12 protein-coding genes are annotated in these 15,525 nt (G+C 61.6%); 6 read left to right on the top strand and 6 right to left on the bottom strand.

Annotation, left to right across the window (positions count from 1 at the left end):
* Nucleotides 1–38 precede the first annotated feature (38 nt).
* Nucleotides 39–1,772, bottom strand: coding sequence for an EAL domain-containing protein (locus ACW4DH_RS11075; RefSeq protein ID WP_459636457.1), 1,734 nt, complete (start codon nucleotides 1,770–1,772; stop codon nucleotides 39–41).
* Between the two features lie 79 nt (nucleotides 1,773–1,851).
* The gene (locus ACW4DH_RS11070; protein ID WP_459636456.1) at nucleotides 1,852–3,381 is read right to left on the bottom strand and encodes a sensor domain-containing diguanylate cyclase; all 1,530 of its coding nucleotides are present in this window, start codon (nucleotides 3,379–3,381) and stop codon (nucleotides 1,852–1,854) included.
* A 743-nt stretch (nucleotides 3,382–4,124) separates the two neighbouring features.
* Between ACW4DH_RS11070 and ACW4DH_RS11065 the strand changes: the two genes are divergently transcribed.
* Nucleotides 4,125–4,973 (top strand): MBL fold metallo-hydrolase, encoded by an 849-nt coding sequence (locus tag ACW4DH_RS11065; RefSeq protein WP_459636455.1) that lies wholly within the window; start codon nucleotides 4,125–4,127, stop codon nucleotides 4,971–4,973.
* Nucleotides 4,974–5,050: 77 nt separating this feature from the next.
* On the opposite strand, the gene dacB is transcribed toward ACW4DH_RS11065, so the two are convergent.
* The 3 genes from dacB to trmB form a co-directional block, all read right to left on the bottom strand.
* Complete coding sequence (gene dacB / locus ACW4DH_RS11060) at nucleotides 5,051–6,475, bottom strand: D-alanyl-D-alanine carboxypeptidase/D-alanyl-D-alanine endopeptidase (RefSeq protein WP_459636454.1); 1,425 nt, start codon at nucleotides 6,473–6,475, stop codon at nucleotides 5,051–5,053.
* A 144-nt stretch (nucleotides 6,476–6,619) separates the two neighbouring features.
* Nucleotides 6,620–6,949 carry a DMT family transporter gene (locus tag ACW4DH_RS11055; protein ID WP_459636453.1) on the bottom strand — a complete coding sequence of 110 codons (330 nt, stop codon included), beginning with the start codon at nucleotides 6,947–6,949 and terminating at the stop codon, nucleotides 6,620–6,622.
* Between the two features lie 41 nt (nucleotides 6,950–6,990).
* Nucleotides 6,991–7,722 (bottom strand): tRNA (guanine(46)-N(7))-methyltransferase TrmB, encoded by a 732-nt coding sequence (gene trmB, locus ACW4DH_RS11050; RefSeq protein WP_459636452.1) that lies wholly within the window; start codon nucleotides 7,720–7,722, stop codon nucleotides 6,991–6,993.
* A 250-nt stretch (nucleotides 7,723–7,972) separates the two neighbouring features.
* On the opposite strand from trmB, the gene ACW4DH_RS11045 reads away from it, so the two are divergent.
* A complete protein-coding gene (locus ACW4DH_RS11045) occupies nucleotides 7,973–9,628 on the top strand; it encodes a fatty acid--CoA ligase (protein WP_459636451.1) in 1,656 nt (551 codons plus the stop codon).
* Nucleotides 9,629–9,739: 111 nt separating this feature from the next.
* Here ACW4DH_RS11045 and ACW4DH_RS11040 read toward each other — a convergent pair whose 3' ends face one another.
* The gene (locus ACW4DH_RS11040) at nucleotides 9,740–9,913 is read right to left on the bottom strand and encodes a hypothetical protein (protein WP_459636450.1); all 174 of its coding nucleotides are present in this window, start codon (nucleotides 9,911–9,913) and stop codon (nucleotides 9,740–9,742) included.
* A 73-nt stretch (nucleotides 9,914–9,986) separates the two neighbouring features.
* Here ACW4DH_RS11040 and ACW4DH_RS11035 point away from each other — a divergent pair, with 73 nt between their 5' ends.
* From ACW4DH_RS11035 to ACW4DH_RS11020, 4 genes are all read left to right on the top strand, one after another.
* Nucleotides 9,987–11,864 (top strand): beta-ketoacyl synthase, encoded by a 1,878-nt coding sequence (locus tag ACW4DH_RS11035; protein ID WP_459636668.1) that lies wholly within the window; start codon nucleotides 9,987–9,989, stop codon nucleotides 11,862–11,864.
* Nucleotides 11,865–11,962: 98 nt separating this feature from the next.
* Nucleotides 11,963–12,448: a pantetheine-phosphate adenylyltransferase gene (coaD, locus tag ACW4DH_RS11030; protein ID WP_459636449.1), complete on the top strand. Its 486-nt coding sequence runs from the start codon at nucleotides 11,963–11,965 to the stop codon at nucleotides 12,446–12,448.
* 31 nt (nucleotides 12,449–12,479) lie between these two features.
* Nucleotides 12,480–12,731: a YfhL family 4Fe-4S dicluster ferredoxin gene (locus tag ACW4DH_RS11025; RefSeq protein WP_459636448.1), complete on the top strand. Its 252-nt coding sequence runs from the start codon at nucleotides 12,480–12,482 to the stop codon at nucleotides 12,729–12,731.
* Between the two features lie 317 nt (nucleotides 12,732–13,048).
* Nucleotides 13,049–15,439: a glucose/quinate/shikimate family membrane-bound PQQ-dependent dehydrogenase gene (locus tag ACW4DH_RS11020; protein WP_459636447.1), complete on the top strand. Its 2,391-nt coding sequence runs from the start codon at nucleotides 13,049–13,051 to the stop codon at nucleotides 15,437–15,439.
* Nucleotides 15,440–15,525 lie beyond the last annotated feature (86 nt).

The raw sequence follows: 15,525 nt of genomic DNA, 5'->3' as shown, positions 1-15,525 counted from the left end.
GCCGTCAGGAGAAAACGCTATCTCCTGACACCTTCCGCTCAGGCCTGCTGCAACTCGTCCATGTGGCTGATGAGCAGCGGCTCGGGCTTGTGAACGCCAAACCCCTGAGCGAAGTCGACGCCGATCGAATCGAGTAGTCGCAGTTCAGCCTCGCTTTCGACGAATTCGGCGATAGTCTTGATCCCCATGACGCCGGCCACCTTGGCGATCGCCTCCACCATGGCGCAACTCACCGGATCGCTGAGAATGCCCTTGACGAACTCCCCGTCGATTTTGAGGTAGTCGATGGGTAGATGCTTGAGATAACCAAACGAGGACATGCCGCTGCCGAAATCATCCAGCGCGAAGTTGAACCCCAGTTTCTGCAGCGAGCGAATCAATTGAGCCGTTTGGGTCAGGTTGGCCACCGCCACCGTCTCGGTGATCTCGAAGCAGATCTGACTGGGCGGCACGCGATGCTGCTCGAGTTGGGCCTGCACGAACTGCAGAAACTGCTTGTCGTCCAGCGTGGCGCCGGAGAGATTGATCGAATAGGCCGTGCGTGCGCGCTGCCGGGCAGGCAACTGCTCGAAGTGCCGGAAAGCCGCCTTGATGACATAGCGATCGATCGTCGGCATCAGATTGTAGCGCTCGGCGGCCGGCAGGAAAGCCATGGGCGGGACGAGCGCCCCATTCTCGTCGCGCAGGCGCAACAATACCTCGCTCCATTCGGTATTAGTGCACTTGGCAATCGGTACGATACGCTGCACGAACAGTACCAGCCGCTCGTCCTGCAGGGCCTTCTGCAGCCGTCCCACCCAGTGCATTTCGCATAGGCGCGCCGACATCTCCTCATCATCGCGGCGATAGACATGCACTCGATTGCACCCCTTCTCGCGCGCCAGGAAACACGCCAGATCCGCGGCACTGAGTAGCTTGTTCAGCGTGAAGTCGTGGCCGAAGGTAACCACACCAATGCTGGCTGCCAGTTTGTATCGAAGTTGCCCCCAGCTGAACTCGATATCCCCAATCAGCGCATGCAGTTCCTCGGCGCGGCGCTGGGCCGGCTCATCGTTGCAATCGGTGAGTAGCAAGCCGAACTTGTCACTCTCGAGGTGCGCCAGCGTGTCGCTGGTCCTCACCCAGGAGCGCAGGCGCTTGCTCAGATACTGCAACAGGGCGTCCCCGGCCGCATGGCTACAGGTATCATTGACGACCTTGAACTGGTCAATCACGAAGTACAAAAGGGTATGTTCCGTCCCGGATTGGCGGACGTTCAGCAACGACTGACGCAGATGGCGTTCGAACTCATGTCGATTGATCAGCCCCGTCAAGGTATCGTAGGCTGGCTGATGATGGAGCTGATGGGTGGAACTCACGTCGTTGCCCTGCACGAAAATACCGGTGACGCGGCCATCGTTGGCGATGATCGGCTGGTAGACGAAGTCGATGTGCGTCTCGATGAAGGCTGCCCCGGGCTGCGGCTGTATCAACATCGGCCGGGGGCCGCTGACAAACGGCTCGCCCGTGGCATAGACATGGTCCAACAGCTCGAGAACTTCCTGTCCTTCGAGTTCGGGCAAGGCCTCTCTCGCCGACTTGCCGACGATCTCGCGATGCTCGACAAGCTGAGCGTAGGCCTGATTAGTGAGTTCAATGGTGTGCTCAGGTCCGCGCAGGATGCAAACGAACCCCGGCGCCTGTGCGAACAGTTGGCGCAGATGACGCTCGGGCTCCAGCATACCGCTGACCTGCTGGATGTGCGGTCGGCTCTCGAGTGCGATTTTGGTCATTGAATATCCTCCTGGCACTGCCTTGCCATCAATGGCTTTCGCGACGGATCTGTTTCGGAAAGGCACACCGCCATACCTTTCAAGCACGGCTCAGATAAGGGATATCTGAAGATAGAGTGATTCGGTTGCGACCGATGCGCTTTGCTTCATACATGTTTCTGTCGGCGGCCTTGAGCAGTGCATCGATACCGCAATCGCAGAGCCCACAGTCTTCGCCGATCGACGCGACCCCGTACGAGGCGGTAACGAAGATCGACTTGCCCTGCACTTGGCAAAGCGGAGCTGCGCTGAGCCGTTCACGTATCTGTCCGGCGAACTCCTTGGCCAGACAGGCCTCGCGCCCCGGCAGGACCACGACAAATTCTTCGCCCCCGTAACGTCCGACATGAATATCATCACGCCCCTCCAGCATCCGGCTCAGCAGACCGGCAAAGCTCTGCAGAACCTGATCTCCGACGTAGTGTCCGAAATCGTCGTTAATCGCCTTGAAATGGTCCAGATCGATGAAGATGACCGACAATGCCCGTCCACAGTTGCACGCCTCGTCGAACCTCTCGCGCAGAAGCTTTTCCAGGTGCAATCGGTTGTAAAGCTTGGTCAGAGGATCGAAACGGGCCTGAACGCTGAGCGCCTCATGTTCCTGGCGCAGCGCCTCGATTTCCTTCTGCTGGCGAGCCAGGTCCTGCTGCAGGCGAGCGTTGCGCTCGGCCAGCAACAGCTTGGCCTCGAACATCAGGTCGTTGGCATCCAGCCGCGCAGGCAGAGCCACTTGGTAGAGCGAAGCTACGGCGGGCAGCTGCTCCTGCAGCAGCATGATCTTGGAGATCATCTGCGGCGTTTCGAGACCGAAATGGAAATCCAGCGATGCCATCGCTACGCTCAAGGAGGCTTCGCCTTCCAGCCAGGCATCGGCGAGGACCCCGGAGGCGATGATGCAGTTGCCGGCCCGTTGACCGCGAGTTTCGGCGCTGACCATGCTGTCATGGCTATGCAGGATCCAACGCGAGGTACGCTCGGAGAGCTGCCATTTCTCAGCCAGCCATCCTCCCACTTCAGCGTGATCGATACCGTAGACGCGACGCTCCTGCGTCACCAGCTCCTCGTGACTGCGTGCACTTTCAAGAAGCGGCCGGTAGCGCCCGGCATCGGCCGCATACAACGCCAGCATGCCGATATCCTGTAGCAGCGAGGCGGTAAACAGTGCCCCGCTCTCACCATCCAGTTCCAGGGTTTCAGCCAGCGACTTGGCGCTCAGGGCGCAGATCAGCGAGCGCTGCCAATAGCGCTCGAGATTCAGTCCGGGCGCGTCCTGCGTTCCGGTCGCCGAGACCAGGCTGCATCCCAGCGCCAGCGAGAGCGTTCGCTCGATCCCGATCCGGTTGACGGCCTGGCGCAGATCCTCGGCGGGGCGATCCGCGGAGTAGAACACGGTGTTGGCCAGTGACAGCAAGCGTACCGAAAGAGCCGGGTCGTTGCTGATGGTCGCTCCGATATCCTGCACATTGGCATGGGGGTCGCGCGCCAGCTCGATGACACGCTGCACGACGGTAGGCAGCGAAGGTAGCGTGGTGCATTTTTCGAGTGATTGACGAAGCGCTAGGGGTATCACGGGCAAGGCTCCTTGCCTTCTAGCGGATCAATGCATGGGGAGTGTCCACCAGCCTGATTCTGCCAAGGCGTTAAGGTCTTCATTTTTTACGCAGGTGCGCGAAGAATTCGCACTCCATGAATTCCCAAACAAATGCCGGTCGAGCACGATACCAGGATGACAGAGTCGCTTAACAAGCGGCTTTGTTTTATACACCGGCCAAAGGTGTATCTTCCTGATATCGGCCGTTAACGCACATCCTGTACTCTGGCTATAATTACTGACCGACGCTCACATCGTCAATAACAATTTGAAATAAAACTATCAATTAATACACATGTTTTCCTAATTTAAATTAGATAGCTTTTTAAGACATTGTATTTTATGCAATATAGGCTATGGTTAATTATCCGCGGAATGTAACATATTGATATTTATAACCTTATCCCATCAGAAATAAATATGAAATTATCATTCATTATTTTGCCACGGAGCATTATCGAACAGGTGTATTATTCTCACCCCCTGTTCAGCAGTGATAACTAAACGTTAGCCAGTTTATTACTCAGGCGAGTCTTGGGTCTTCTTGGGGTCCCTTTCTCGCATAGCGCCACCTCCTCCCCTAGCTCCTCCAAACGGTGACAAACTCCTTTCCGGCTTGGCTTGTGCTCGCTGATTTCGCGAGGCCACCTAGACTCAAGGACATCGACTCTTGTCCTACCTTGCCGATCGCAGGCGGACAAAACGAAGTCCAGGGAGGCCTCATGCCACATAATCCATTGCAGGACGTTCACCTGCCCATGACGTCCCTCAAGGACGGCTCACCCATGCATGTCCTGCCCGACATTCAGGGACTGACCGTACAGATCGTGAATGTGTATTTTGTCGGTCTGCCCGACACGCCGGAGGATTGGGTACTGGTGGATACCGGCATGCCCCATTCGGCGGATCTGATCATCAAAGCCGCCGAAGCGCGTTTCGGCGCCTATGCCCGGCCACGGGCAATCATCCTGACCCACGGCCACTTCGATCACGTCGGTTCCGCCCTCGAGCTGGCCGGACATTGGGATGTTCCCGTTTATGCTCACGCCGCAGAAATGCCCTTTGTGACCGGTCAGCAGCGTTACCCCTATCCCGACCCCAGCGTGCAGGGCGGCATCATCGCCAAGCTGTCACGCTTTTTCCCCAGCGATCCCGTCGACCTGCAGGGATACATCCGCGCCCTGCCTGACGATGGCAGCATCCCGGGCATGCCGGGTTGGCGCTGGGTGCATACACCGGGTCATACGCCGGGGCATGTATCGTTCTTTCGTGACGACGATCACGCCCTGATCGTCGGCGACGCCTTTGTCACCGTTCGCCAGGACGCGCTGTTCAAGGTGTTGACCCAGCATCAGGAGATCAGTGGCCCGCCGCGTTATTTCACTCCCGACTGGGCCGCGGCTCGAAGCTCCGTGCAACGTCTGGCCGAGCTGCGCCCGAGCGTGGCGGTGACCGGCCACGGCATGCCGATGGCCAAGGAGGCGCTTCGCGAAGGACTCGACGAACTGGCCCGACGCTTTGATGAAATCGCCCTGCCCGCGCATGGCCGCGATGTCGACGAGAAGAAATAGATCAACAAAACAAAAAGCCCTTCCGAGGAAGGGCTTTTGCAAAGGACGCCGCGACGCATACGCCTGACAGGTCTTGCCTAATGGGTCTCGATCATCGCAGTCAGATCGCGCGATACCGGTTCGAGGACTTGCGACCACGTCAGATACGGGGTTTTGGCCGTGCCGTTGACCAACACCGAGAAACTTCCCCAGCGCCCGGTTGCGGTACGAAAGTAACCGGCGATAGCGCGTACCGAGACCGGTTGGTTGAGCGTGCCGGTCTTGAGCATGACATGGTTCTGGAAGATGTCACTGCCACGACGGACAAAGCGCATGGGCCCGTTGACCGGCAGTTGCATCCCGGCGACAAAGGTCGGGAACAGCGCTGGTCGCTGGTACATGGCCGCCAGCAGTGCATTGACGCCTTGGGCCGACACGCGATTTTCCGGTGTCAAACCGCTGCCGCTTTTCATGACCAACGGACCGTGCCCCGGCAATGCCTCGGCAAAATGCTCGATCTCGGCCGCACCCTCGGCCATGCCGGCGTGTGGTTGCGACGCAAGATTGAGGCTCAGAGTATCCGCCATGAAATTGTTGGAATAATTCAGGGTTCGCAGCAACAACTCCTGAAGCGGCTTGCCCTCGATGGAGGCCAGTTGTCGGCTCGAGGACAACGGCGCCGTATCGCTGGTAGCGTAGCCACCGCTGACGTTGATCCCCGCCTGCTTGAGGATCGCCAGCAGCGTTTCCCCGGTCTGAATGGCCGGATCGGAACTGGCACGATAGATAAGCTGCGGCGGCGCTCCCAATGCCACCTTGCCCCGGATACGCAGGATATCGCCCTGGGGATCGGTGATTCTTTCCGCGCTGAGGCCGGTAGCGCCACTCGCCGCCGCTGTCGTCACGCCGTTATTCACACGGGTAATCGGCACTTCCGAATCACAGTTGGTGACTTTCGCCGCCGCGCCGACGTGGCTGCCCGGCATTACGCTCATGCACCAGCTGCCATAGTTGATCGCTGCGGAAGACAACAAGGCGCTGTAGGCATTGGCGGTTCGATTACGTGCCTGGCAGCGGTCGGTGGTGATGCACTGCACGGGGCCATATCGCCACTGGCTGATGACCAGTCGCCCCTCGATTCCACTGATGCCCTGTTGCCTCAGGCCTTGGACCAGGCGCCACAAGTCCTCGGATACCAGCGCCGGGTCGCCACCACCTTCGAACACCAGATCGCCCTGCAGCACTCCCTGGGTATCGATGTGACCGGTCGTCAGAAAGCGAGTCGTGAAGCGATGCTGCGGTCCCCAGCGATCCAGCGCGGCTGCCGAGATGTACAGCTTGGAGACCGAGGCCGGCGACAGTAACCGCTCCGCATCCAGGGATGCCAAAGTTTCATTGCTGTCCAGCAAGCGGGCTTGGGCGCTGATGGAAAAACCCTTGCCGGCCAGGTGCGCCACATTCTCGAATCCGGTACCCAGCGCAGACAGGGGTAATAACAATAACAACCACAACAATCGTGACATGAATGCAATTCGCTCCGCGGGGATAGACTGGGACATGCTGGGCGCGGGGCTCTACCGTCAGGTGTGGCACCGCGCCGAAGCTAAATCATGCTTGATACGCTCATGGTACCCGGTCGGGCAAGCGCGATAGCGGCGAACAGACGCCTAATGCGAGTCCATTTTCGAAAACACCTGGATTACCACGACACCGGCAATGATCAGCACCAGCCCTACGATGGCCGGTAGGTCGGGTTTTTCGCCGTAGAGCACCACACCGATCAATGTGACCAACACAATGCCCAACCCGGCCCAGAAGGCATAGGCAATACCCACGGGCAGCGTGCGCAACACCAGGGTCAGCATATAGAACGCCGTGGCATATCCCACGATGACCAGTACGCTGGGCCAGAATCGCGTGAATTCATGGGACGCCTTCAAGGCACTGGTGCCGATGACTTCAGCGATGATGGCAATTGCCAGATAGAGATAGCTCATAAAAATGTCCATTGCTCGAGATAGGGGCGCGGCGCCGGCGCTCAGCGGTTACCGGAGCCTTCCCCGCCGAGCGCCGTCCCGGTAATCCGGCTTGGGGCGGCGAGTTCGGCAAGCCGGGAAAGCGGCGTCACCAGACGCCACAGCGTCTGGCCGCTGTGATGGTACTTGGATTCGAAAGGCGTGAGAAACGCGTCCTGCGGGATATGGCGTTCCACCTCAGGCCGCTGACCGCTGACATAGGCGATGGCCTGGGCGAACTCCTCGATATACAGTCGCCAGTTGGAGCGCACCTCCAACCGTCCCCCCAGGGCCAGAATCGTCGGGAAGACCGGATGCCCATGCCAGCGCATCTTGAGGTGAGCGGCCTTGGGATACGGGTTGGGATACAGCAGGTAGTGACGGGCCGGCCGCCAGCCGGCCATCAGCGCCAGCCGCCAGAAGTCCACCAGGTCGGCACGCACCAGCAAGGCATTGTCGGGCAATACCCCATGATCGCGCGATAGCCGGTCGGCGCTGCGGTCGATACCGATGACCACATGATCGGCAAACGCTAGGGCCAAGCGCCGGGTGGAAATGCCTACGCCGCAGCCGGCATCGAGAATCAACGGGCGATCACGCGCGGCATACCAAGTCTCGGCCGCCTCGAAAGCACGCTGCGTATGCGCCGCGATAGGCTTACGCCAGGGATGCTGCAGGGCGCGGGTGACGCGGCGCTCGAGATCCTCATGCGGGCCGGCTTGATTGGTGACGATGGGGCGTGAATTGGCGTGCATAGTGAACGGGTATCGACAAATGAGCCCGTATTCTAGCAAGCCTGCCCACAAAAAAATGGCGCATCCCAAAGGGGGGCGCCAATAATAAACTCGTAATGACTCAAACAGCCGTTTAAATATACCTCGGCCTTTCGGCATTCTCAAACAATTGTTTAATTTCGGTTTCCAAGGGGCCTCTCTACGCTGAGCGAGCTGCACTCCACCTCGCTCACTGCATCTCGGGGCTCATCCCGGCCCCTCAGGAGAACCCATGACCCAACGTTTCGAACGAGACTTCGTCCCTGCCCAGCAGGCTCACGACATGCCGCTGCTGATTCATCGCCTACTGGCCAACAGCCTGCAGCAGGCCGACGGACGCTGCATTCACCACGGCGATCACACCCTGAGCTATGCCGAACTCAACACGCGCGTGCATCGTCTGGGCGCCGCATTGACGGCTCAAGGCGTGAAAATGGGCGAGCGCATCGCGGTACTCGACTGGGACAGCCATCGTTATCTCGAAGCGTTCTTTGCGGTTCCCATGCTCGGCGCGGTACTGCATACGGTAAATATCCGGCTCGCTCCGGAACAGGTTCATTACACCCTGGAGCACGCCGAAGACAGCGTGGTGCTGGTCCATCGCGATTTCCTGCCATTGATCGAATCGCTGGCCCCGCGCCTGCCCCGCTTGCGCGGGATCGTGATCCTCGAAGACACCACCGGCGAGCTGCCCGACACGCTGGGCGGCGTGCCGGTATGGAGCGAATACGAGCGCTGGCTGGCAGCGGCCGAAGCGAATTTCAGCTTCCCCACCTTCGACGAACGGCAGACCGCCACGCTGTTCTATACCACCGGCACCACCGGCAAACCCAAGGGGGTATTTTTCTCTCACCGCCAGCTGGTGCTGCATACCCTGTCGCAGATCGGCTCGCTGAACCTGACCGGCGAGAACCTGCTGTCGCGCCGCGACGTCTACATGCCGATCACCCCGATGTTCCACGTGCACGCCTGGGGACTGCCCTACACCGCCACCGCCATGGGCCTGACCCAGGTCTATCCGGGGCGCTACGACCCACCCCGCCTGCTGGCGCTGATTCAGCAATACCAGGTGACATTCTCGCACTGCGTGCCGACGCTGCTGGGCATGGTGCTGGGCGCGGCGGAACAGGCCGACGCCCGTCTCGACGGTTGGAAGCTGATCATCGGCGGCAGCGCTCTGACCGCGGGGCTGGTCAGACGCGCCGCGGCGCTTGGGGCCGACGTGCGCGCCGCCTACGGCATGTCCGAGACCTGCCCGCTGCTGACCTGCGCGCAACTGCCACCCGAACTTCAGGATGGCGCCCGCGAGGCTGACGAGCTGCGGATCATGACCGGGCGCGCCGTCCCCATGGTCGAGCTCGATATCATCGACCCCGAAGGACGCTCGCTGCCCCATGATGGCCGCACGTCCGGTGAGCTGGTGGTACGGGCACCCTGGTTGACCCAGGGCTATTTCGGCGACCCCCAGGCCAGCGAGATTCTATGGGAAGGTGGCTGGCTGCACACCGGCGACGTCGCCACCCTGGACGGCGACGGCTGGCTGATGATTCGCGACCGACTCAAAGACGTGATCAAGAGTGGCGGCGAATGGATCTCCTCGCTGGCGCTGGAGAACCGCCTGAGCCGGCATCCGCAGGTCACCGAGTGCGCCGTGATCGGCGTGCCCGACCCCCAATGGGGCGAACGCCCGCTGGCCTTCGTGGTCGCCCCGCAGGCGGACGACAATCTCGATGCGCAACTACGCGCCCTGCTCGAAGAAAGTGTGGCAGCCGGCGAGCTTCCCGCCTGGGGGTTGCCCGACACCATTGCCCGTGTCGAGCAACTGCCCAAGACCAGCGTCGGCAAGCTCGACAAGAAGCGTCTGCGCGAACAGCCCCCGCAGGAATAAGCTTGCGGTTCCTCACCGCCGACAGCGCGGCGGTGAGGTCCGTTGTGCAATCGCCTTAAAACCGCCTTTCTCTTTTGTCCTCGGCATGACGAGCCTCACGCCCGAGTGCTATCATTCTCCTCCATAACTACGGTATCGATAGGGCGTACGTGCCCGCGCCATGTCGCTCGGCTGCGTTATCCCGCCGATGCCATGCATGGACGCCTGCAGCGCCCATCGCACCTGGACATCGCCCTGACCGGCGATGCCGAAATATAAGGCCGGCTCTGCAGATGCGTCGGCCATGACTCGTAAACATGACGCTCACACAACAGCACACGAGGGACGCGGCTTGTCACAGTTACCGGTGATCGTCGGCATGGGCGGCGTCAATGCCGCCGGTAGAACCTCGGGCCATCACGCCTATCGCCGTACGGTGATTGATGCCCTGCCGGCAGCCCTGCAATCGCATACGCTAATCGCGCTCGCGGCGCTGATGCAGCTCGTCACCCGCCGGCGCGATGGCGCCTGGCAGAATGCCGATGGCGACATTCTCGCGGACGCCGACGTCGTTACCCGCTACCGTCAGCAGATTCTCGACCACACCCTGATTCGGCGCATCGAGGATGCGCGCTTCGGCGATGAGGGCATTCCCGCCAATCGCGAAGCACACCTCGACCTGGCGGCGCCCCTGACGTTCAGCGTCCGGCGACGCCAGCTACCGGATGCCTTGCCGGACGGCTGGCAGGTACGTGAGCTCGACAGGCAGCAGGTCGAAGTGACAGTGCCGGCCGGCACTCTCAACGTGTTGCTGCCCGAGCGCCGACGCGCCCTGGTGCGAACCGCGGGCCAGTTGCCGTCCGGCTTCACGCCCGAACAGCTCTATCGCAGCGTGCACCATCCACGCGGCCTGTCGATGACGGTGTTCGGTGCCTCCGACTGTCTCGGCCAGAGCGGCCTGGACTGGAATGCGGTATATGAGCGTCTCGATCCAGACGCCATCGCCGTGTATGCCGGCAACTCCATCGGCCAGATGGACGACGCGGGCTGGGGCGGCCTGCTCAAGAGCTTCGTCTCGGGTAACCGCGCCACCTCCAAGCAAATGCCCTTGGGCTATGGCCAGATGCCGGCCGACTTCCTCAATGCCTATGTCCTCGGCAGTGTCGGAGCCACCGGCACCGCTCAAGGCGCGTGTGCCAGCTTTCTCTACAATCTGCGCCTGGGCGTGGAGGACATCCGCGCGGGACGTCGTCGGGTGGTGATCGTCGGCACGTCCGATGCGCCGATCACGCCGGAAATCATCGAAGGCTTTCGCACCATGGGTGCGCTCGCCGACGACGAGAGCCTCAAGGCACTGGATGCCCTGACCCTGCTCACCGACAGCGACTATCAACGCGCCTGCCGGCCCTTCGCGCGCAACTGCGGCTTCACCATTGCCGAATCCACTCAGTTCATCATGCTCATGGACGACACCCTGGCACTGGAGCTCGGCGCCCAGATTCTGGGCTCGGTGCCGGAGGTGCATGTCAACGCCGACGGCTGGAAGCGCTCGATTTCGGCTCCCGGCATCGGCAACTACCTCACCCTGGGCAAGTCGGTGGCCCTGGCCACGGCCATCATCGGCGAAGAAGCCGTGCGTCAACGCAGCTATCTGCATGCCCACGGCACCAGCACCCCCAAGAACCGGGTCACCGAATCGCATGTCTTCGACCGTATCGCGCAGGCCAACCAGATCGAGTCCTGGCCCGTCGCGGCGGTCAAGGCGTTTCTCGGCCACTCCCAGGGCAGTGCCGCCGGCGATCAGTTGGCCAGCGCGCTGGGCAGCTTTGCCCACGGCCTGCTCCCGGGCATCTTCACGCTGGACAACGTGGCCGACGACGTCTACAGCGAGCGCCTGCGCTTCTTCCGGGAGCCGCTGGAGTTCGCCGCGGACGCCGCCTTCATCAATGCCAAGGGATTCGGCGGCAACAATGCCACCGGTTTAGTGCTCTCGCCCGAGATCACCGAGCGCTTGATGATCAAGCGTCACGGGCAGCGCGCCGTGGATGCCTGGAAACAGCGCCGCGAGGCGACGCTCGAGGCGGCGGCACGCTACGAGAGCCAAGCATGTCATGGACACTTCGACGTGACTTATCGCTTTGGCGAAGGCGTTCTCGAGGGGCCGGAGCTCGACGTATCCCGTGAAGCCATTCGTATCCCGGGCTACGCCCAGCCGGTTGCGCTCAAGGCAGACAACCCCTTCGGCACGCTCGACTAGACCTGCTCCCGAACACCTGGAGTCGGGCCAATTGTCCTCGCCCGGGTGTTCGGGTACTCTGTGGCCCCAATGCTCCCCGAACCCGGCAGGATGCGCCAATGAACATCGTGGTCTATCCCGGCACTTTCGACCCCATCACCAACGGCCATACCGATCTGATCGAGCGTGCCGCGCGGATGTTCGACAAGGTAGTGGTGGCCGTGGCAGCCAGTCCCGGCAAGAAGCCCACGCTGTCACTGGAGACACGAGTCGCACTGGCCCAGAATGTGCTCAGGGAATTCGCCAATGTCGACGTCGTCGGTTTCAGCTGTCTGCTGACCGAGCTGCTCGATCAGCATAATGCGCGTATCATCCTGCGCGGCCTGCGCGCGATGTCGGACTTCGAATACGAACTGCAGCTGGCCAATATGAACCGGGCCCAGGCACCGCATGTCGAAAGCGTGTTTCTGACTCCTGAGCTCAAGAACTCGTATATTTCTTCTACTATCGTACGTGAGATCGCGCGCCTGGGCGGCGACGTCTCGAAGCACGTGTCTCCCCACGTTGCCGAGGCGCTGCAAGCGCATTATTCGTCTGACCAGTGATGGTCGCTCACGACGCATTGAGGTAACTCCCATGGCTCTGATGATCACCGATGAGTGCATCAACTGCGACGTCTGCGAACCCGAATGCCCCAACGAGGCCATTTCCGCGGGCGAGGAAATCTATATCATCGACCCCAATCTGTGCACGCAGTGCGTAGGTCACTATGACGAACCCCAGTGCCAGCAGGTATGTCCGGTGGACTGCATTCCGCTCGACCCCGAGCGTGAGGAAACCCATGATGAGTTGATGAAGAAATACAAGCTCATCACCACCGCCGCCTGACCTTCTGCCCCCCCGCACCTTGCCAGAAGCCCCGCTTAGGGGCTTCTGACGTTTTCCCCACCGTTTCGCGTAAAACGCCATGGACTCTCTGGCACCTTACGCTCCCCAAGGCAGCAGTTTTTCGCCTGCTGCTTTTGCCCCGTTCCCGTTAGTGACTAACCTTGAGAAAGGTTGGCATCGTAGGCGTTGACACGGCAAAACGATGTCTCGCACCGGTCAATGACTGTGATTCTCGTGTCGGGCCCCTGAGCGCACGAGACAGGAATTTCACGCACCAGGGCGAAAGGGGCATGCAAGATGCTCGCAAGGAGAAAGCAGTGATCGCGACGATATCGGGTTGGGTTGTGGGGCTTATCGGCCTCGTCTTGGCGGTGGGAGGCATCTGGCTCGCGGTCTTGGGGGGCAGTGGGTACTACCTTTTTGCCGCGCTCGGCTTTCTGGCGACGGCCGGCCTGCTCATCAAACGGCGTGTCGCGGCGCTGTGGATCTATGCCGCCGTGCTGCTCGGCACGTTGATCTGGGCGCTATGGGAGGTCGGCCTCGACTGGTGGAGTCTTGCCCCCCGCTGCGGCGTGATCGCCCTCATCGGCGTGTGGCTGTTGACGCCCTGGGTCACACGCAATCTCGGAAGCTCCCGCGCTCGACAGGGCGGTGCGTCTTGGCGCAGCGCCGGCCTGCCGCTTGCCGTGTCGCTGGCCATTGCCGCTGTCGTGGCGCTAATGACACTGTTTACCGATCCCTACGATATCGAGGGCCAACTGCCTGCACCGCAGGCCAACCAGCCGCCCTTGCAGGATAACGTGCCCGCGGGCGACTGGCCCGCCTATGGCAGGACCGGCTTCGGTCAGCGCTATTCGCCCCTCGACGAAATCACCCCGGAAAACGTCGATCGACTGGAAGTCGCCTGGACCTACCATACCGGCGACATTCGCGGCGAAGGCGACCCCACCGAGACCACCTACGAGGTAACGCCACTCAAGGTGGACGACACGCTATACCTATGCACTCCGCATAATCTGGCGATCGCCCTCGATGCCGACACCGGCGAGGAGCGCTGGCGCTTCGACCCCGAGGTGGCGAAGAACATCAACCGCCAGCATCAGACGTGCCGCGGCGTCTCCTATTATGACAGCACGGCACGCAACACGGCGGCGTCTGGCGGTTCCGCCCGCGACACCGCTACCGGCGCCCCGACGCAGATCGTTCCCCAGTGTGCGCGCCGCCTCTATCTGCCCACCGCGGATGCGAGATTGATCGCTCTGGACGCTGAAACCGGGACGGTCTGCCAGGGCTTCGGCGACGATGGCGTAGTGAATCTGTGGGCCAACATGCCCAACCTGACACCAGGTTTCTACTACTCGACATCGCCACCGGTGGTCACGCAGGACCTCATCATCGTCGGTGGAGCGGTCAACGATAACGTCTCGACCACCGAACCCTCGGGCGTGGTACGGGCCTACGATGTGGATACCGGCGCCCTGGTCTGGAACTGGGATTCCGGCAACCCGACAGCGACGACCCCCATTGCGGCGGATCAGACCTATACGCCGAACTCTCCCAACATGTGGTCGATTGCCAGCGTCGATGAAGAGCTCGGCCTGGTCTACTTGCCGCTGGGCAATGCAGTGCCCGACCAGTGGGGTGCTGAGCGCAGCCAGGCCATGGAGCGTTTCTCCTCCTCCATCGTGGCCCTCGACGTCGCGACCGGCAAGGTGCGCTGGGTTTTCCAGACCGTGCACCACGATCTCTGGGACATGGATGTGCCCGCACAGCCGAGTCTTATCGATCTGCATACCGACACGAGCACTGTCCCGGCCCTGGTGGCCCCCACCAAACAGGGCGATGTCTATGTTCTCGACCGCGAGACCGGTGAGCCGGTCCTCCCGGTCGAGGAAGTGCAGGCTCCGCTGGGTGCGGTCAGCCGCGACGTGGCCTCACCGACGCAGCCACTGTCGGCGCTGACGTTCAACCCGCCGCCACTGACCGAACACGACATGTGGGGAGCGACGATGTTCGACCAGCTTGCCTGTCGCATCAAGTTCCGCTCGCTGCGCTACCAGGGGCGCTACACGCCGCCGTCACAACGGGGCACGCTGGTTTATCCGGGCAATTTCGGCGTCTTCAACTGGGGCGGCCTGGCCGTCGACCCGCAGCGCCAGGTGGCCTTCACCACGCCTGCTTACCTCGCCTTCATCTCGACGCTGGTACCGCGCGAGGATGCCACTACCAGCTACGTCAGCGACGGCGTTCCGGGCATCGGGGAAAACTACGGCGCACCCTTTGCCGTCAAGTTTTCACCATTCATGTCGCCGGTGGGATTGCCCTGCCAGGCGCCCCCCTGGGGCTACGTCGCGGGAGCCGACCTGCGCACCGGCGAAATCGCCTGGCGTCACCGCAACGGCACCGTGCGCGATCTTGCGCCACTGCCCCTGCCTTTCGAGATGGGCGTGCCGGACCTCGGCGGCCCGGTCATGACCGCCGGCGGCGTCGCCTTCATCAGCGGCACGCTCGACTACTACGTGCGCGCCTATGACGTGACCACCGGCGAGCAGCTCTGGGAGGATCGTCTACCGGCAGGCGGCCAAGCCACGCCAATGACTTACCGCGCATCGAATGGCAAGCAGATGGTGCTGGTGGTGGCCGGTGGGCATGGCTCGCTGGGCACCCGGGCCGGCGACGCGATCATCGCCTATCATCTGCCCGACTGAGAACAGCCCCTCGGCGTCATCTCATGCGTCAGAGAGGCACGCCGCGAGGCTGGATTTCTCTGCCCCAGCGCTGCTGGGTCGCCTGC

It is taken from the genome of Halomonas sp. WWR20 (assembly GCF_054602495.1).
Note: the sequence above shows the minus strand (reverse complement) of the source record. Positions and strands in the feature narration are given on the sequence as shown.

Coding starts and splice junctions, on each gene's coding strand:
- ACW4DH_RS11075 (WP_459636457.1), bottom strand. CDS start 1,772: ATGACCAAAATCGCACTCGAGAGCCGACCGCACATCCAGCAGGTCAGC.
- ACW4DH_RS11065 (WP_459636455.1), top strand. CDS start 4,125: ATGCCACATAATCCATTGCAGGACGTTCACCTGCCCATGACGTCCCTC.
- dacB (WP_459636454.1), bottom strand. CDS start 6,475: ATGTCACGATTGTTGTGGTTGTTATTGTTATTACCCCTGTCTGCGCTG.
- ACW4DH_RS11055 (WP_459636453.1), bottom strand. CDS start 6,949: ATGAGCTATCTCTATCTGGCAATTGCCATCATCGCTGAAGTCATCGGC.
- trmB (WP_459636452.1), bottom strand. CDS start 7,722: ATGCACGCCAATTCACGCCCCATCGTCACCAATCAAGCCGGCCCGCAT.
- ACW4DH_RS11045 (WP_459636451.1), top strand. CDS start 7,973: ATGACCCAACGTTTCGAACGAGACTTCGTCCCTGCCCAGCAGGCTCAC.
- ACW4DH_RS11040 (WP_459636450.1), bottom strand. CDS start 9,913: ATGGCCGACGCATCTGCAGAGCCGGCCTTATATTTCGGCATCGCCGGT.
- ACW4DH_RS11035 (WP_459636668.1), top strand. CDS start 9,987: ATGGGCGGCGTCAATGCCGCCGGTAGAACCTCGGGCCATCACGCCTAT.
- coaD (WP_459636449.1), top strand. CDS start 11,963: ATGAACATCGTGGTCTATCCCGGCACTTTCGACCCCATCACCAACGGC.
- ACW4DH_RS11025 (WP_459636448.1), top strand. CDS start 12,480: ATGGCTCTGATGATCACCGATGAGTGCATCAACTGCGACGTCTGCGAA.